Consider the following 17,806-nt stretch of genomic DNA (forward strand, 5'->3'; position numbering starts at 1 on the left):
GCCAAAAACTCGTAATCTATCGGTAATAATAATAACACTAGGCATATGTTAAGGATGACTACCAAAGTAAATATGACATCAACCTTTGTTGATATTTCAAAGCAGCTAAAACGCTTTGTATCGCGTATTGTTCAGCCCGATGACGTAGACGACATTGTGCAAGAAACCTTTATTAAAAGCTATGAGGCTGATTTAAAGCAAGATATTCAGTTTACCCGCAGTTACATGTTAAAAACTGCCAAGCATTTAGCGCTTAACCACATAGCAAAGTGGGATAATAAATTTAACGATTCATTAGAGCATGACAACGAACTACCACCGTTGCTTAAATCGTCTCAATTAGAAGACGAATACACATCAAAAGAGCGATTTTTACTTTTTTGTAGAGCAACAGAGCAATTAAATTCATCAATTCGTAAATGTTTTATATTTAAAAAAGTTTACGGTATGAGCCAAAAAGAAATCGCCCAGCAAATGCAGTTAAGTGAAAGCACAGTGGAAAAGCACATTGCCAAAGGTTTACTACAAACCATGTTATACATGAAAGAACATGAACAAAATCATAACAAACCTGCGGTTAATTACTCTGCATCTAATCAGGCTCTACCAATAGAGAGGGCTGCAAAATGAGTAACGTACATCAATTTACTTCAAAAGATTTAATTTTAGAAAAAGCGTGTGAATGGATAAGCGCGATAGACAGAGGTTTGAGCGAAAGCGAAAAAGAGCAATTTAAGCTCTGGATGATGCAAAGCACAGCGCATCAAGATGCCGTTTATGAGCTTGCCCAGCTATGGGATGAACTTGCTGTATTAAATGAGCTAAGTAGTTTGTTTCCTCATAAAAACGCAAAGCCAAATAAAAAAAGGTGGGCGTTTTCCAGTGCCATTGCTGCTAGCTTATTTGCAGCCTTGATGGTGTGCAGCTATTTATTAGTTAACTTAGAAAACGGCTACAACGCTGAGCTGGCAAAAATAAATTACACCAAAATTTATAAAACAAAAGTGGGTGAGCAGGCAACCTATGTACTCCCCGACGGTACTATTGTGCAATTAAACACAAATAGCTTATTAGAAGTTGCCTACAGTAAAGGACGCCGCCAATTACTACTTAGTAAAGGTGAAGGGCGCTTTAATGTAGCAAAAGATGCATCACGTCCATTTAGTGTAATGGCAGGTGATAAAAGCTTTACCGCACTTGGTACTGTGTTTAATGTGCAGCGCAATACTTCATCTGACTTAGAGCTTGTAGTAACCGAAGGTAAAGTGATGATCACCGACCCAAGTGTTGCAGTGAGCGCTAACGACTTTAAAGATTACCAATTAGCAGATAACAACGCTAAAAATGTGCGTAATATAAATGCAAATATAGTTATATCTGGTGAAAAAGCAGTTATTGAGCAAAGTGTTACTAAGCCTATTACACAGTTGTCAGTTAATGACGTACAACGCGATTTAGCGTGGCAAAATGGCATGCTTATATTTAATGGTGAGCAATTAAGTGACGCTCTACACGAAGTAAGCCGCTATACCTCAACACGTTTTGAGCTTTCGAGTGCTGAGCTTGCCAATATAAAAGTGGCAGGTGTGTTTAAAGCAGGCGACGTTGAAGGTTTGCTAGAGAGCTTACAAACTAATTTTGCAATCGAGCACGAGCGTTTAGGTGAACATCTGGTAAGTCTTGTACAGCAAACTAAATCATAAGAAATGTTATGCATATCAAACAAATGTTAGGTGAAGTTGCATCTTTAAATGTTATTAGTAAAAAAAAGTTTAAAAAAAAGATAAAAAACTATAGAGGAATTTTGTTTGTCAGCTGTTTATATAAATTGCGCAGTAACCAAACGCATTTATTGAGTGGTTTTAGTTTCCTTGCTCCGGCTATTTTTAGCTTAAGTGTGCAAGGGGCAACGCAAACCACTGGGCAAATGGTGCAATTTGATATCCAAGCGCAGCGAGCAGACAAAGCCTTAATAGAATTTGCTAAGCAAACCGAGCAAACCGTGGTGTTTTCTTATGAGTTGGCAAAAAATTACCAAGCAAATTCGGTATATGGTTTTTATACCCAGCTAGATGCACTGCAAGCATTATTAGTGGGGACTGAGCTCGATGCGGTTGTCGATCAAAATGGTTTACTGAGTATAAAACTCAAACAAATCAATAGGAAAGATAACAACATGATGAAGCTTTCAGGGGTTAGTGCAGCGATATTACCAGCATTACTTGCAGCAAATTCACAAGGTGTGAACGCAGCAGAGGACGTTGCACAAGAGAAAATAGAAAAAATTGCGATTGTTGGTAGCCGTGTAGCAGGGCGCTCAGTAGAAGATTTACCCGTACCCGTTGATATTTTAAGTGCTGAGGCACTTGAAAACACAGGCCAAACCGAAGTTGGCCGTATGTTGCAATCTATTGCACCTTCATTTAACTTTTCAAGCTCGTCAATTAGTGACGGCACCGATGCACTAAGACCCGCTACTTTACGTGGCCTAGGTCCAGACCAAACTCTTGTACTAATTAATGGTAAACGCCGTCACCAAGCAAGTATTATTCATATTAATACTTCAGTAGGACGTGGTACAGCGGGCACCGACATGAACGCCATTCCTGCCTCAGCAATTAAACGTATAGAAGTATTACGAGACGGAGCCGCAGCGCAATACGGTTCTGATGCGATTGCTGGTGTAATTAACATTGTACTAAAAGATGGTAGCGAAGGTGGTAAAGCTGCTATTAATTATGGTGAGTATTCAGAAGGCGATGGCGAAACAGTCAACGTTGATTTTAACAAAGGCTTTGCCTTAGGTGATGATGGTTACTTAAACGCGACAATTAACTACCGCGACCGCTCGCCAACTAACCGTGCGGGTTTACATGGCTCGTGTCAGTTTTACGGCTGTACTGAGCTAAGCGACGGCACATTATTAGCTGGCGATCCGCGTGAGCTTACTGCCGATAGAGATACCTTTAGAATTGGTGATGCTGACTCGCAGCAATTTGGTTTAACTGTGAATACCGGTTATGAATTAGGTGATGGCGAGCTGTACGGCTTTATTACGTATTCAACCCGCGATAACGAATCTGCAGCGTTTTTCCGCCATAATGCAAATGCGGGTGGTAACCCAGTATTACAAGATAACGACGCGACTATTCCGCTAGGTTTTTTGCCAAAAATTAACACCACCATCGATGATATTTCTTACAACTTTGGTTATAAAACCGACTTTGATAACGATTCAAGTTTAGACCTGTCGTACACCTACGGTGAAAACAGCATTGATTACACAACAAGCGATACAATTAACGCCTCGTACGCTAACTTTTTACGCTACGACCAAGGTTTAAGTGCTGCTGATATTCGTACAACAATTCCTCGTGAAGCGTATGCGTATGGCATGGAGTTGTCGCTGCAAACTATTAATATCGATTTTACGCAAAACTTTGATGATTATTCACTCGCAATGGGTGCTGAAATCCGTACCGATGAATACCGTATTTTAGAAGGTAGCGAATACGCATACCGTGATTACGATACGTTAAACGGCGTAAGTATTTACAGCGGTTTGAGCGGTGGCGTGGGTTCTGAAGACGCATCAGGTGGTACACAAGGCTTTGGTGGTTCATCGCCGGCATCTTCAGTTGATGAGTCGCGCGATGTGATTTCGTTTTACCTAGATGCAGAAACATACATTATAGAAGATGTTATTTTATCGGGTGCACTGCGTTACGATAACTACAAAGGCTTTGGTGATACAGTAAACTTTAAGCTGGCGGGTAACTGGGCAATCACTGACGACGTATCACTGCGTGGTGCATTAAGCTCAGGCTTTAGAGCGCCTTCTATGCAGCAATTGTACTTTAACAACATTAGTACACAGTTTGTTGTAGCTGAAGACGGCTCACTTGTTGCCGAAGAAGTGGGCACATTTAGAAACGATTCAACACTTGCGCAAAGTTTAGGTATTCCAAAACTTAAAGAAGAAAAATCACAAAACCGCAGTTTAGGTATTGTTTACAACGTAACAGACAACATTAATGTAACGGTAGATTACTACTCAATTGATATTGACGACCGTATTGTAATTAGTAACCGTTTAGGCAAGGGCTTATCATCAAGCTTAGATGCTGCACTACTTAGCTCAGGTGCTGGTGCAGGGCAGTTTTTCTTAAATGGGGCCGATACAGAAACATCGGGAATTGATTTTGTTGCAACGTGGAATACAGAAGGTTTAGGCGGCACGCTAGATTTTACTTTAGCGGCTAATTTTACTGAAACCGAGGTTGTATCGTTATTTACACCGTCGGGTTCAGGCCTAGAAACTGTTCCGGTTGAAGACGTATTCTCAGACCAAGAAATTTCAATTATTGAAGAGTGGCAACCAGAAGATCGCATTAACTTAAGTGCGCTTTATCAAAGTGGCGATTGGACAGTTAATTTGTCGCTTAACCGCTTTGGTGAATACACAGTAGAAGATGGCGGGCGTCAAACATACGGTGCTGAAATTTTAACTGACGTTAAAGTTAACTACTTTGTTACCGAGGATTTATCGGTAAACATTGGTGCGAACAACTTGTTTGATGTGTACCCAGATAAAAATGAAATAGGTAACTCGCGTTCTGGCACTATTGTAGATGCAAACGGCAATACAATTGTAAGCAGTGAAGGTGTATTTGAATACTCTCGCCGCTCTGCACCATTTGGTTTTAACGGTGCATACTACTACGTAGGTGCAGAATACCGCTTTTAATAAATAACACTCCCTTATGTTATTTAAGTTCAAAGGGCCGTAAGGCCCTTTTTTTGGTTTACCATAAATTTATATAACTACGTTATTTAGATACTAAGCTAATAGTGTAATCTTCATACTCTTTAATATTATTCATTACTCTCATTAATGTATTATGTTTACTGTTTTCGTGAGCCTTAATAAGTACAGCGCTTACTTTGTATTTAGCAGCAAACATCGCAAGATTATTGGTCACTTGTTCTAAATCTATTAACCTGCCAGAAAAATACACCGCATTATGTTCATCAATACTAAAAGTGGCACTTTTAGTTTGTTTATTGATGGTGGGTTTATCAAGTGGTCGTAGTATTTCAATGGCTATAGGTTTAACAAATGAAGTAGTTACAATAAAAAATATCAATAAAATAAATACGATATCTAACATTGGTGTCATATCTACATCAGCATTATTTTGAGCTGTTTTATTTTTCATATTGGACCTTAACGTTAATTAAATGCTGCGGCGCCACAGCAAGGAATTAGGTACCTATTACTAAAACTAGCACAGTAAAAATAGTGTGTGGTTAAATAAGTATTCTATTAAAGTTAATAGTTTGTATTGTTAATGTGTGTTTATTAGGGGGGAATGGGCTAATAGTTGCTTCCACATGATCAGAATAAGTAGAAGCAGAGCAAGGGTTTGTGTTCTGCTCACGACATTACTTATATTTGTATCGGCAATAAAAAACCCAGCTAAAAAGCTGGGTTGTAGTTTAAGCTAATACTTTTAGTGTTTTTGCATACGGCTCATTTCTGTATGGCAGCTTTGCATGGTTAGTAAAGTTTTTGCTAATGCGGCTTCGCAATCAGCAGGTTGGGGCTTATCCATGGCTGCTTTTATTTCTTCAAGGGTTTTATCTTCGACTTCCTCAAGCTCTTTAACGTATGTGCTATCGTTATGTGAGCTAAATGAAGTAAGCAGCGCTGTGTAAGCTCTACGCGCTTCTACAGCAAATGAAGAGCCGTCTTCACGCTCACCTTTTTCATTAATTGCGTATGGTTGTAGGCGCTCTACGCTTACTTTGCGTGCGTCAATCATGCGTTGAAATAATGCGCCGATGGCAGGGTCTTCTACTTTTTCTTGCGCTTTTTGGTAAAAATCGATGCCACTGTTCATTACTTGGATGATGTCAGTAATATGAGTTGCTTCTGTTCCTTGATGGGTATTCATAATGACCTCTCTATACATGAATTTAAATTTCATAGTAGATAGAGCAAGGGGCATTCCAACTTACAGTTATTTTCACAACCATTTGATAAGTAAATGTATTGTTTTGACTTGAGGGTGCGAGGTAACTTTTTCTCAAAAGAAACCTCGCAAATTTTACATGGCTTTTTGTAATAAGGTTATTTTAGCTCTTCAGCTACTTCGGCAACTTTTTGTCGTAACCAAATATGGCTAGCATCGCGGTGCAATAAAGGGCTCCAGATCATATCAAGCTCAAAGGGTGGAATGGGGAATGGCGGCTCTAAAATTTTAAGGCCTGCGTCATCTAAATATATGTTAGCGGCTTTTGAAGGTAAGGTTGCGACTAGGTTTTGCTCTTTAGCTAAATGAATTGCAACATGGTAATTACGCGTAAATGTGGCAATGTTACGGTGTTTACCAAAGTGTGCAAGCGCTTCGTCTACCCAGCCGAGTTTTTGTACATCTTTGGGATCCATGCCTACCCCCACACCAAACCCTGTTTTACTTACCCAAATGTGGCGTGCTTTTAAGTAGCTATCGAGGCTAAAGTTTTCGATTATTGGATTATCGGCTTTAACTAAGCAGCAAAAGCTATCTTTCCAAATACGTTTATGGTGAAACGACTGCGGTAAGTTTTCAAAGCGGTTAATGGCCATATCAACCTTACCGTTTTCTACATCATGGAATGTTACATCACTAGGAGTAAGTATATCTAAGGTGGTGTCGGGCGCTTCTGCGTGGAGCTTACTTAACAGCTTTGGTGCAAGCGTACTTGCAGCGTAGTCACTGGCCATTATTCTAAACACACGTTTACTTTGGCTTGCTTCAAATTCGCGGTTAGGGGCAAGTGTTTCTTCTAAGGTCATTAATATGCCACGAATAACGGGCTGTAATTCAATAGCACGCTCGGTAGGTACCATGCCTTCACTGGTACGTACTAAAATGGGATCGTTAAATAGGTTACGTAAACGTTTTAAGCCGTTACTCATTGCAGGTTGTGTAATGCTTAACTGGTTTGCTGCGCGGGTTACGTTACACTCTCGTAATAGTGTGTCGAGGTAAACGAGTAAATTTAAATCTATTTTACTTATATTCATTGTGTGTCCTTTAACGCTTACCAGTGATGAATAAAACGTTGTGCTGTCGGGTATGGATATATGTGGCTAACATGACCATTTTTTATATTGTGTTGAGCTTGCTTCCAAAAAGATACATCGACAAGCTCAGGGTGTGTGCTGAGTAAAAACTGTTTGTACTTAGGGTTTGGCATTACAAAAGTACACAGTTGCTCAGGAAATACATCTTGTGGCGCTACCGAGTAACTTTGCTCGTCGGTTAAGTAGTCGTCGTAGCTTTTAGCCTTAGGTAAGGCTCTAAAGTTCATATCGGTGAGGTATTGAACCTCATCATAATCGTAAAAAATAATACGTTTGTGTTTACTAACGCCAAAGTTTTTTAGCAGCATGTCGCCAGGAAATATATTAACGGCAATCATTTCTTTTAGTGCTTGGCCGTATTCTTCTATGGCGTCGGCTGCACTTTCGTCATCTGCATTTTGTAAAAACAAATTCAGCGGCGTCATACGCCGTTCAATATACAAATGCTTGATGATAAGCCAGTCACTTTCTATTACCATAGATGAGCCAATAGTTTTATGTAACTGCTCAAGTAAGTTGCTATCAAAGCGCTTTAAAGGAAACACAACATTAGAATACTCTATGGTATCGGCCATTCGGCCAACACGGTCGTGGCTTTTAACTAGTTGGTAGCGCTTAAGTACGGTATCGCGGCCAAAGGGCTTACTCTCGCCAAATTTATCTTTTATTATTTTAAATACATAACCAAAAGAAGGCAGTGTAAATACCATCATCACCATGCCAGGCGTACCTGGGGCTATAATAAAGTTATCATCGGAATGAGACAAGTGATGTAAAAACTCACGATAAAACTCTGTTTTACCTTGTTTATGAAACCCAATAGCGTTGTATAGCTCTGCTAATGTTTTATTGGGCATGAGTTGATTTAAAAACCGTACCATAGCCGATGGAGCATGAGTTTCTACCATAAAGTATGCGCGAGCAAAGCCAAAAATAACCCGCATTTGCGAAGACTTAGTAAGGAGGGCATCAAGGTATAAGCCTTTGTCTTCATGATGAAGCACGGCAATAATAAAAGGTTGTACGCCACTTTGAGATACAACGCGACCCACTATATAAGCCGCTTTATTTCTATAAAACGGCGTGTGCAAAATATCAAAGCGCATTTGCCAAGGCTGATGGTGGGTGTCGGGTGCTTGTTTATAAAACGCCTTTACTAATAAACGTATATCGCGTTCTAAATTTACAAACGGGGCCTTAAAATCAAAATGTTCAATAATACGTTTTATAGTCGGTTTTAATCCATCAACTACAGGGAAGTAGCTTCGGTATTCGGCCTCAACAGGAATGGCAGGCGCATCTTTTAGTGTGGCTTGCACAAAGATAAAGTCATTATGAAAATAGCGCCTGTGGTATAGGCGGCAAAATACCGAGTTATAAAATGTTTCAGCAAGCTCTGCCTGAGGGTGAAAGCATAAAAAACGTTGGTATAGTATTTTTACTTCTAGCCAAAGCTGCTCATTTAATTGATCGGTAGGGTGCTCTTTTTTTAATATTTGTGTAGTTTCGTTTACCCTCTCGTCGTAATAACTAATACGAAGCCGACTAATATCGTTAATAGCTTGCCAATCTCGCTTAGCAAATGCCAGTGGTGCTTTAGCTGTGGTTTTTTGAAATAGCTGATAATGCTTTTTAAAACCCGTTAAAATTAATTCGGCAATATGGCGTGGCTGCATAAACACTCCTTAATAAAGCGCATATAACGTTATTAACAGCGGTTTTATGTTTGTTGTGCTGCTATTTTATATGCGTTAGAGCTTTAGCTCTATAGTTGTTAAGGTTATGTTATTTTAAGTTTAAAACCAAGATAAATATTATCTGATTTTATACATTGCGGCTAAAGTATAAGTGAGTGTAATGGCACTGTTAGCATTATTGATAAGAGGCTATTTTTTTCTCTAATTTTTTGATTCGTTTTTCAATATTACTCGATTGCTTTTTATGATCTTTACTAATGATTTTTAATTGCTTGGTAATATCTTTACTAATTAGCTTTTTATCCTCGTCATCCAAAATACGATTTAGGCGCTGTTGTTGATTATACTCTGCGCGGTCTTTATCGCGTTTAAGGATGGCCAGTTTATGATTGTTACTTCTCAGCTCAGCTTTTAAATCAAGTACTATACGCTCGCGCTCCAGGGCGTTGAGCTCTTTTGTGTAATTTTGAGAGGGTGCATTGTTTATGCCCGATACCGTATTAATAGTATAAGCCGTGGCAGTATCGTTACAGGGGAACTGAGAAAATGTGGTGCCGTTTTTAGTAACACATTTATAGTAGGTCGTTGCTTTTTGAGCATGCACCTGCAGTGAAAATAAAACGCACAAAAATAAGTAAAGAGGTGTTTTTAGCATTGAATTCATCCCTGAGTGTTACTTTAATTAAAGTAAATATAACCTAGCTTGGCGTTATAGCAAGCTAGGTTAAGGGATACAGTTATTGGGTATACGTTTTAAGCTTTTTAATGCTTTGCACTAAAAATGGGATATCAAGGCTTTGCTCAATAGAAAAACCCTCTGCAGCCGATATATTTTTATAGTTACCGTCTGAATCAATAAGTGTAATTCTATCTTTTTTGTAAGCAATAACCACGCCTTGCGAATAGTTAACCCCAGTGTCGTTTTTCTTCTTGTAGAGGTTTTCGCCCAGCATGGTTTGACTTACAACCGACTTACAGTTTAGGTATTGCCCTACACTGGTTGCAATTAAATCACTTGGCTGAATAAGTCCATCTACTTTAGAAATACGTTTATCTGAGCTGTATAACACCGATGACGTTACGACATCTGCGCTATTATTAGCGAGGCTAAACGCAAATATATGGGTATCTTCACTTCGTGGAGTAGGGTTGCTTTGGCCTTTAATAATTTTAATTGCGCTATTTGAATGCGCACGATCGTTTATAAAGTCGAGTTTTTCAATGCCACTTAGCTCCACGCTTCTGCGTTGGCTTTGCCATGCAGGTAAAGTTTGCTCAGACAAAATTGCCATTTTATAAAATGAAGGTAAACCATACACTAGGCTAAATAAGCTATCGCCGTGGTGAGTTGGCTGTAAAAACTGCTCTGTTTTATATAATTTATCTTGTTTTGCAACAAAGTTATTAAGTTGTTCTGGTGTATCAAATACAAATATATCAACTTGCTGCTGCGTATAGTCTTCGCATTTTTGTAGTGGAGCTGGTATTTGGTAGTTAATATTTTGGTTATTTATTCGTACATCATGGGCTTGTTTATAGCTTTCAATATCAAGTAAATCATTTTTAGCTAACAGGCTTTTAGCTGTAGTCGGGTAAGAAAGCGGTAGTACGTTATCTTGTTTAGTAATGTCAAAATTAAGGTTGGCATCAGCCCAAATATGAATACTGTGGCTAAGAGCAAAACAAAGCACTAAAAATGAGCTCGCAAAACGGGCAAATTTAAGTTGTTTTAAACGCGCTAAGTGGTGCCACGTAAAGTTACTTACAACTAACTGAAAACCTAAAATAAGTAAAACTATGCCGCCAGCTAATAAAGTAGTTAGGGTAGGTGAGCTGGTTAAACGGTGCCAAAGCAATGAAATAATTTCGGGCAATGCCGATGAATTTAAGTGATAACCTAAATTAACGTATACATAGGCATCAAGTGTTAAAAGTGATGCACCAAGCGTAGCTATAACCGCAGCCATGCCACGAATATGGCGAGGGTAAGGAAACACTAAACTTAAAGGAAATATCGTCAGCACAAACGCTAAAAAAGCAATAAAGCTCGTATGGCTTAACCAAGTCACTAGCATATAGGTAATACCCATAAAGCTAGTTGGCGGTGAGTCAGCAAATAAAAAACTTAGGCTAATAAAAAGCGCTAAACCAATATTTGCAAATGTGAACCAATGGCCCCAACTTAACAACTGACTCGCTTTAGACGAAAACTGATTGTGCTGCGATAAATTCATATAATTTATTTAACCGACTGAGCAAGTGCTTTAGCAAAGTTCTCAGTTACGGCTTGTCTTTTCCCTGCAGGTACATGCTCTTTTAGGATATGCGTGATAGAATTTCCTAAACACATAAGGCTTAAATCAACCGGCGCATTGTGTTGTGTTAGCACATCAATGAGCTGATCGACGATTTGTTCTACTTCTTCATTAGAGTATTTTGATAAGATTGGCATCAGTTGGTTCAATAAAAGAGTTATATTCTCGTATTTTAACACCAGAGGCGTGAAAAACAAAGATGACAACAGACGTTAAAAAATTAGTCGTTCATTATGTAGACAAAAAAGACGACGATACGCAAATTCACCTACGAAATGACGAAATGGTGATTAACGATAAAGTCGCTGTTTTTATCGAACAACTTCATCATGCATATAATGGCAAGCCAGGAAAAGGCTATTGTGCATTTAGTGGCGATAAAAACAGTGTTGTAGCATCGGCAATGCAAAGTTATCGCAATGACGAGCTGGGCTTTTGGCACATGACCGAGCAAGCTTCTACTGTTTTAAAAGAAGAACTTGATAAGTACGCATTTAGCGAAACGGGTTACTTAGTATTTTGTCATTATCAATATGTTGCTACCGATTACATGCTTATAGCCATGATCAACATTAAAGAGCATTACTCAATGACCTCTGAGCTTGATTTAGCTGCATCACGCCATTTAGATATATCGCGTATGCAGTTAGCTGCGCGCATTGATTTAACAGCTTGGGATACACAAGCTGACGATAACCGCTATATTTCGTTTATTAAGGGCCGTGCAGGGCGTAAAGTAGCTGACTTTTTCTTAGACTTTTTAGGGTGCGAAGAAGGTATTGACCCTAAACAACAAAGCCAAGTAATGCTTAGCGCTGTTGAAGATTATTTATCTGAACAAGAATTTGATAAATCAGAAAAAGACGATTTACGTAAGCAGGTATTTGATTACTGTAATGACTGCGTAACGACCGGTGAAGATGCAAGCGTAAGTGAGCTTTCGGCAACACTTACTAAAGGCGATGACAGCCCGTTCGACAGCTTTTGTAAAGAGCAAAGCTATGACTTAGAAGAGTCATTTCCGGTCGATAAAAAAACCGTAACCAGCATGGTTAAGTTTTCAGGCTTAGGCGGCGGTGTAAGTGTGAGCTTTGAGCGTAAACATTTAGGTGAGCGCGTAACTTATAACGAAGCAACAGATACACTGGTTATAAAAGGCATACCGCCGAATTTGAAAGATCAACTCCAGCGTTTTATGGAAAATGAAAGCGAATAAACTTTATTAGTTTATTTAAAATTGATTTTAAAGCGTGGTATTTGTATCACGCTTTTTTATTGCCTGTAATTTAGTTTTATTAATGCTCTAAAGCGCAGCGCCTCTAATCCTCTTTGTGAAAAAATCGGTTATTACGGGCTTTGTTTGCCACGCCAACAAGTTGGGCGTCACAAGTAAGTAATAGCCACGATGTTAAATTTTGGTTTTAGGCGCAAAGCTTGCTTGCGCGAGAGGCAACGTTTCTGATTATTTATTTTTTGCTAATAAAACTACTTAAAGAGCGATTGCACAAGGAGAAGTGAAAGAGGAGTAAATGAGAAAATACATGTAGCACAGCTTTTTCAAATTAACTCGGTTTAGCGTTATTACTAAGCATATATAAGCCTGTTGCTATTAAAATAAAACAAAAAAGCCGCGCTATTTTTAAAATAGCGCGGCTTTTTATTGAGGCTAAGAGTTACTCAGCGCTCAACGTTTTGGTCATTGCAGAGCTTGCGCGACCCGCAGGTTTAATTGAACCTGCACGTAAACCACTGTCTGGAACTAGTTCACGTTTATCGTGCGCCATCGCAACAGAAGTATGTTTTACTTCGCTATCTGCAACTGGAGTCGGTTGTGCCATTGGTGCACTTGCCGCACCTTTGGTGATAACCGTTTTTGCATTGGCATCTTTTGCAGGTGCACTTACAGTCTCAACTTGCTCAGCTACTTTTTGCTCAGTTTCTGCTTTAACAGGCTCTGGAGTTACTGGTTGCTCAGTTACTTCAGTTTCTGCTTTAACAGGCTCTGGAGTTACTGGTTTCTCAGTTACTTCAGGTTCTGCTTTTACAGGCTCTGGTGTTACTGATTGCTCAGCTACTTCAGGCTCTGCTTTTACAGGCTCTGGTGTTACTGGTTGCTCAGCTACTTCAGGTTCTACTTTAACAGACTCAGGGGTAACTTCAGGCTCAGGTGCAGCGATAGGTTGTTCAGTTACTACAACTGGCTCTTCAGCTGTAACTGGGTCTACAGTTTTTACTGTTTCATCGCTTTGAGAAGGTTGCTCTGTTGCAGGCTCCATTTCAACTTTAGCCAAATCTTCAGCAGCAATTGCTTGCTCAACATTTTCAGAGGCATCATTTGATGTAGGCTGTTCAGCTTTTGCTTTCAACTCAGCTTCGTACTCTGCAGCAGCTTGGTCAGCTACTGGCACAAACGCTGGTGCTTCATCAGATTTCTCTTCTGTTGCTTCACCTTGCTCTGGGCGACGACGACGCTGACCAGATGCTCTAAGATGACGAGGTGAACGGCGTGAACGAGTACGCGTTTGACCTTGGTCATCATCACTTGTTGCTTCGTCAGTAGTGTTTGCATCAACCGGTTTTTCATCAAGCTCAGCTTTAGTATCAACCGCTTGCTCTTTGACAGGCGCTGGTTGCTTTTGTGGAGCCGGTTTTTCTTGCTCTACTTTTTGCTCTGTAGGTGCTTGCTTAGCTACTGGCGCTTTAGGCTGCTCTACTTTTGCAGTGTCTGCTTGTTCTGAGGCAGTTGTTGCTGATACTTGCTCTGCATTTTCATCTTGCACGCGTACTTTCTTACGAACATTACGACGTTGACGACGAACCTTAGGTTTTTGCTCTTTAGGTTCTGCATTTTGCTTTGTATCAGTCTCAGCTGCTTTTACGTCAGTTTTAACTTGCTCTTTGTCGGCGTTACGGTTTTCGTTATTACGATTATCGTTACGCTTGCGCGAGTTAGGGTTACGGCGACGCTTATTGCGGTTCTCGTTCTTCTCTTGGTTTTCGGTCGTTACTGGAGAATCTGTTTTAACTTCTTCTTCGTTGTTACGATCGGCACGCGGTTTAGAACGCGGGTTATTGCGACGACGCTGGTTGTTATTACGACGACGGTTGTCGTTGTTACCACGGCGATTATTATTGCGTGTTTGCTGTTGCTTTTCTTGCTCAGCTTTTTCTTTGGCTTGTTTTTCTTCTTCGCTTTCACCAGCAAATAAAGACTTAAACCAATTACCAATAGCGGCTAGTAAGCCACCTTCAACTTTAGGTACTGCAACAGGAGCTGCTGGCTTGTCTACTTTAGCTTGTGGCGCTGGCGTTGAAGGCATTACTACGCCTTTTAGCATTGGTTCTTCGCGTACTGGTGTAGAGGCGGGCTTTGCCATCTCAAACGACTCAGGCTCAGGTGCAACAACTTGCTCGTAGCTTACGGTTTCAAGCGTTTCATCTTTACGCAAACGCATTACTTCGTAGTGTGGTGTTTCCATGTGTTGATTAGGAATAATAACCACATCACACTTGTGGTGTTTTTCAATGCGGTGAACACTTCTACGTTGTTCATTTAGCAAATAAGCAGCTACAGCTACAGGCACTTGAGCGTTAACTTGTGCTGTGTTGTCTTTAATTGCTTCTTCTTCAATTAAACGAAGAATAGAAAGTGCAATAGACTCGTTAGAACGAATAGTACCTTGGCCGCTACAACGCGGACATGGGCCTTGGCTTGCTTCACCTAGTGAAGGGCGCAAACGCTGGCGCGACATTTCTAATAAGCCAAAGCGAGAGATTTTACCAATTTGTACGCGAGCACGATCTGGTCGAGCAGCATCTTTTAAACGGTTTTCAACTTCACGTTGGTGGCGCGGAGGCGTCATGTCGATAAAGTCGATAACGATTAAACCACCTAAGTCACGCAAACGTAGTTGACGCGCAATTTCATCAGCGGCTTCTAGGTTAGTATTAAGTGCTGTTTCTTCAATATCGCCGCCTTTTGTTGCTTTAGACGAGTTGATATCGATAGAGGTAAGCGCTTCGGTTGGATCAATTACAATTGAACCACCTGAAGGCAAACGTACTTCACGTTGGAACGCAGACTCAATTTGGCTTTCAATTTGGTAGTGCGTAAATAATGGGGTGTCGCCTTGATAAAGCTTTACACGGCTCATGAAGTCAGGGCGAAAACGCTCAATGTGCGCTTTTGCTTCTTCAAATACACGTGGTTTATCAATTAAAATTTCGCCAATATCACGACGTAAATAATCGCGAATTGCGCGGAAAATTACATTGCTTTCTTGGTGAATTAAAAACGGGGCTTTAGCACTGTCGGCTGCTTGTTGAATTGCATCCCAATGTACTAAAAGCGCTTTTAAATCGTAGTTTAACTCTTCAAACGATTTGCCAACACCAGCGGTACGTACAATTAAACCCATGCCTTTAGGAAGTTCTAGGCGGCTTAGTGCTTCTTTAAGGTCGGTACGTTCATCGCCTTCAATACGGCGAGAAATACCACCGGCACGCGGGTTATTTGGCATTAGTACTAAGTAGCTACCCGCTACGCTGATAAAAGTAGTTAAAGCAGCGCCTTTTTGGCCGCGCTCTTCTTTATCAACTTGTACAATAACTTCTTGGCCTTCTTTAATCACGTCGCGAATATTTGGGCGACCATGAAAAGTATAACCTTGCGGGAAGTAAGTACGGGCAATTTCTTTTAAAGGAAGGAAACCATGACGATCGGCGCCGTAATCTACAAAAGCGGCCTCTAAAGATGGTTCAATGCGTGTGATTTTGCCTTTATAAATATTGGCTTTTTTCTGTTCGTGACCTGGGCTTTCTATATCTAAATCATATAGGCGCTGGCCGTCAACCAGTGCTACGCGCATTTCTTCTTGCTGCGTTGCATTGATTAGCATACGTTTCATATTGTTACTCTACTTATTTTTTGTCGCTGACATGACGAAACGTGTTCGCCTGTTCAGTTGTTCCTTTTTTTAGAATGTGCAGCCTCACGACTGGGTCTGTAACGGAACGCTCTGTAATGTGTACGCAGTATTTTTTAAATGCTGGCTAACAATAACGTACGTTTACGTTATTAAATTCTTAATGGTGCTAAAACTGTCGGCTTTTAAGCTACGTTTACAAGTTTTACCCAGAAGTTGGCCTGTCATATCAATCTTTTTAGTGCGTTTATGTTAGGCGCGTAGGGCTCGTAAAGTTACTTAAATACTATGAGTATTTATATTGGCACTTTCGAGCAAAGTTCGCTGCCGAATGTTAATAAACGCTTATTTGCTAGATTTTTAGTTCTAAATAAGCTGCTGTACGGTACTACAATTGAGCAAATGCTGAACAACGTTTTTACGTCGTCACTATCAAACAAATTATTTGTTCATTGCTTTTATTTTTACATAAAACGTAAATTCATGTTCAAACTTAACCAGTAATATATTACGCGCATTACTGTTAATTGATCGCACGTGTTAACTGAGTAGGCATAAAAGCTTTGGAAAACTTAACTCGGATCTGTATGATCGGCTACCCAGAATGTGCATCACGAATGTTTTAATGTGTTAAAAAGCACCGTTGTTATTTGCAAATACTAAATATTTGCGCTGCTGATTATCCCACTATTATAACTGTGTTAGCAACTAAATTATTTTACTTAAATCAGTGATTAGGCAATGTCAGAAAAAACCGGCTTACAAGTATCTTTTGTTACAATCAACGAAGACCATTTAGGTCAGCGTATTGATAACTTTCTTATTACCCATTTAAAAGGGGTGCCTAAAAGCGCTGTTTATAGAATTTTACGCAAAGGTGAGGTGCGCGTTAATAAAAAGCGCATTAAGCCTGTTTATAAATTACAGCTCGATGATGTAGTACGTATTCCGCCAATTAAAGTGGCAGAGCGTGAAGAGTTTGTGCCTAAAAAACTTGATAAAGTAAAGCAATTAGAAGACGCCATTCTATTTGAAGATAAATACCTAATTGTGATCAATAAACCTTCAGGTATGGCTGTACACGGTGGCAGCGGCCTAAGCTATGGCTTAATCGAAGCGCTGCGAGTGTTACGCCCAGATGAGCGCAGTTTAGAGCTTGTACATAGGCTAGATAGGGATACATCAGGGTGTTTGTTAATTGCCAAGCGCCGCTCGGTGCTGACTGCATTGCATGAGCAACTGCGTGAAAAAACCATGGAAAAAAATTACTGGGCATTAGTAACAGGGCAGTGGGATTCGTCGGTTAAAAACGTAACCGAAGGGCTACGTAAAAATACATTAAAATCTGGCGAGCGAGTGGTGCGTGTAGATAATACCGAAGGTAAGCCATCGCATACGCGCTTTAAAGTGCTTGAACGTTTTAACGCGTGTTCATTAGTGCAAGCTTCTCCAGTAACCGGTCGTACGCACCAAATTCGTGTTCATACACAATGTAAAGGGCACGCTATTGCTTGTGATGATAAATACGGCGACCAAGGTTTTGATGAATCAATGCGCAAAATTGGCTTAAACCGCTTATTTTTACACGCTCACGATTTAAGCTTTTATCACCCTAAAAACGAAACCACCATGCGCGTAGAAGCACCGCTCGATAGCGCACTTAAAAATTGTATTTTAAAATTAAGAGATGCCAAAGCGTAATAAGTAGCCCTTACGCGCAGCAAGTAAACGAATTTA

Annotated in this window: 13 protein-coding genes; 5 read left to right on the forward strand and 8 right to left on the reverse strand. The window is 40.1% G+C overall.

The features are described from left to right. Positions 1 to 54: 54 nt before the first annotated feature. From PESP_RS06970 to PESP_RS06980, 3 genes are read left to right on the forward strand one after another with little or no spacing between them, the layout of a single operon-like run. Entirely contained in the window at positions 55 to 630 is a 576-nt protein-coding gene (locus PESP_RS06970) for an RNA polymerase sigma factor (RefSeq protein ID WP_089347370.1), read from the forward strand. Further along, entirely contained in the window at positions 627 to 1,703 is a 1,077-nt protein-coding gene (locus tag PESP_RS06975; RefSeq protein WP_089347371.1) for a FecR family protein, read from the forward strand. The genes PESP_RS06970 and PESP_RS06975 overlap by 4 nt, the downstream gene beginning before the upstream one ends. Before the next feature lie 8 nt (positions 1,704 to 1,711). After that, positions 1,712 to 4,747, forward strand: a complete 3,036-nt coding sequence (locus tag PESP_RS06980; RefSeq protein ID WP_089347372.1) for a TonB-dependent receptor plug domain-containing protein — start codon at positions 1,712 to 1,714, stop codon at positions 4,745 to 4,747. Positions 4,748 to 4,829: 82 nt separating this feature from the next. Here the strand turns inward: PESP_RS06980 and PESP_RS06985 are convergent, their stop codons facing one another. From PESP_RS06985 to PESP_RS07015, 7 genes are all read right to left on the reverse strand, one after another. Continuing rightward, entirely contained in the window at positions 4,830 to 5,219 is a 390-nt protein-coding gene (locus PESP_RS06985) for an ExbD/TolR family protein (protein WP_089347373.1), read from the reverse strand. 294 nt (positions 5,220 to 5,513) lie between these two features. After that, positions 5,514 to 5,957, reverse strand: a complete 444-nt coding sequence (locus PESP_RS06990; RefSeq protein ID WP_089347374.1) for a ferritin-like domain-containing protein — start codon at positions 5,955 to 5,957, stop codon at positions 5,514 to 5,516. A 176-nt stretch (positions 5,958 to 6,133) separates the two neighbouring features. Beyond that, the gene (locus tag PESP_RS06995; protein WP_089347375.1) at positions 6,134 to 7,072 is read right to left on the reverse strand and encodes a LysR family transcriptional regulator; all 939 of its coding nucleotides are present in this window, start codon (positions 7,070 to 7,072) and stop codon (positions 6,134 to 6,136) included. A gap of 17 nt (positions 7,073 to 7,089) precedes the next feature. Then, complete coding sequence (gene aceK / locus PESP_RS07000; RefSeq protein WP_089347376.1) at positions 7,090 to 8,808, reverse strand: bifunctional isocitrate dehydrogenase kinase/phosphatase; 1,719 nt, start codon at positions 8,806 to 8,808, stop codon at positions 7,090 to 7,092. 196 nt (positions 8,809 to 9,004) lie between these two features. Beyond that, positions 9,005 to 9,484, reverse strand: coding sequence for a DUF4124 domain-containing protein (locus PESP_RS07005; protein ID WP_089347377.1), 480 nt, complete (start codon positions 9,482 to 9,484; stop codon positions 9,005 to 9,007). 82 nt (positions 9,485 to 9,566) lie between these two features. Beyond that, a complete protein-coding gene (locus PESP_RS07010; protein WP_089347378.1) occupies positions 9,567 to 11,063 on the reverse strand; it encodes a DUF3413 domain-containing protein in 1,497 nt (498 codons plus the stop codon). A gap of 5 nt (positions 11,064 to 11,068) precedes the next feature. Further along, complete coding sequence (locus PESP_RS07015) at positions 11,069 to 11,281, reverse strand: YejL family protein (protein WP_004588923.1); 213 nt, start codon at positions 11,279 to 11,281, stop codon at positions 11,069 to 11,071. Positions 11,282 to 11,343: 62 nt separating this feature from the next. On the opposite strand from PESP_RS07015, the gene yejK reads away from it, so the two are divergent. Continuing rightward, a complete protein-coding gene (gene yejK, locus PESP_RS07020) occupies positions 11,344 to 12,360 on the forward strand; it encodes a nucleoid-associated protein YejK (protein WP_089347379.1) in 1,017 nt (338 codons plus the stop codon). 457 nt (positions 12,361 to 12,817) lie between these two features. On the opposite strand, the gene rne is transcribed toward yejK, so the two are convergent. Beyond that, a complete protein-coding gene (gene rne, locus PESP_RS07025) occupies positions 12,818 to 16,051 on the reverse strand; it encodes a ribonuclease E (protein ID WP_089347380.1) in 3,234 nt (1,077 codons plus the stop codon). A gap of 759 nt (positions 16,052 to 16,810) precedes the next feature. On the opposite strand from rne, the gene rluC reads away from it, so the two are divergent. After that, positions 16,811 to 17,770: a 23S rRNA pseudouridine(955/2504/2580) synthase RluC gene (gene rluC, locus PESP_RS07035; protein WP_089347382.1), complete on the forward strand. Its 960-nt coding sequence runs from the start codon at positions 16,811 to 16,813 to the stop codon at positions 17,768 to 17,770. Positions 17,771 to 17,806: the final 36 nt, after the last annotated feature.

It is taken from the genome of Pseudoalteromonas espejiana DSM 9414 (genome assembly GCF_002221525.1).
Lineage (GTDB): Bacteria > Pseudomonadota > Gammaproteobacteria > Enterobacterales > Alteromonadaceae > Pseudoalteromonas > Pseudoalteromonas espejiana.

Bases quoted from the DNA above. Each gene is read 5' to 3' on its own strand.
- PESP_RS07005 (WP_089347377.1), bottom strand. From the start codon at position 9,484: ATGCTAAAAACACCTCTTTACTTATTTTTGTGCGTTTTATTTTCACTG.
- PESP_RS06970 (WP_089347370.1), top strand. From the start codon at position 55: ATGACTACCAAAGTAAATATGACATCAACCTTTGTTGATATTTCAAAG.
- yejK (WP_089347379.1), top strand. From the start codon at position 11,344: ATGACAACAGACGTTAAAAAATTAGTCGTTCATTATGTAGACAAAAAA.
- PESP_RS07010 (WP_089347378.1), bottom strand. From the start codon at position 11,063: ATGAATTTATCGCAGCACAATCAGTTTTCGTCTAAAGCGAGTCAGTTG.
- rne (WP_089347380.1), bottom strand. From the start codon at position 16,051: ATGAAACGTATGCTAATCAATGCAACGCAGCAAGAAGAAATGCGCGTA.
- PESP_RS07015 (WP_004588923.1), bottom strand. From the start codon at position 11,281: ATGCCAATCTTATCAAAATACTCTAATGAAGAAGTAGAACAAATCGTC.
- PESP_RS06975 (WP_089347371.1), top strand. From the start codon at position 627: ATGAGTAACGTACATCAATTTACTTCAAAAGATTTAATTTTAGAAAAA.
- aceK (WP_089347376.1), bottom strand. From the start codon at position 8,808: ATGCAGCCACGCCATATTGCCGAATTAATTTTAACGGGTTTTAAAAAG.
- rluC (WP_089347382.1), top strand. From the start codon at position 16,811: ATGTCAGAAAAAACCGGCTTACAAGTATCTTTTGTTACAATCAACGAA.
- PESP_RS06990 (WP_089347374.1), bottom strand. From the start codon at position 5,957: ATGAATACCCATCAAGGAACAGAAGCAACTCATATTACTGACATCATC.
- PESP_RS06995 (WP_089347375.1), bottom strand. From the start codon at position 7,072: ATGAATATAAGTAAAATAGATTTAAATTTACTCGTTTACCTCGACACA.
- PESP_RS06985 (WP_089347373.1), bottom strand. From the start codon at position 5,219: ATGAAAAATAAAACAGCTCAAAATAATGCTGATGTAGATATGACACCA.
- PESP_RS06980 (WP_089347372.1), top strand. From the start codon at position 1,712: ATGCATATCAAACAAATGTTAGGTGAAGTTGCATCTTTAAATGTTATT.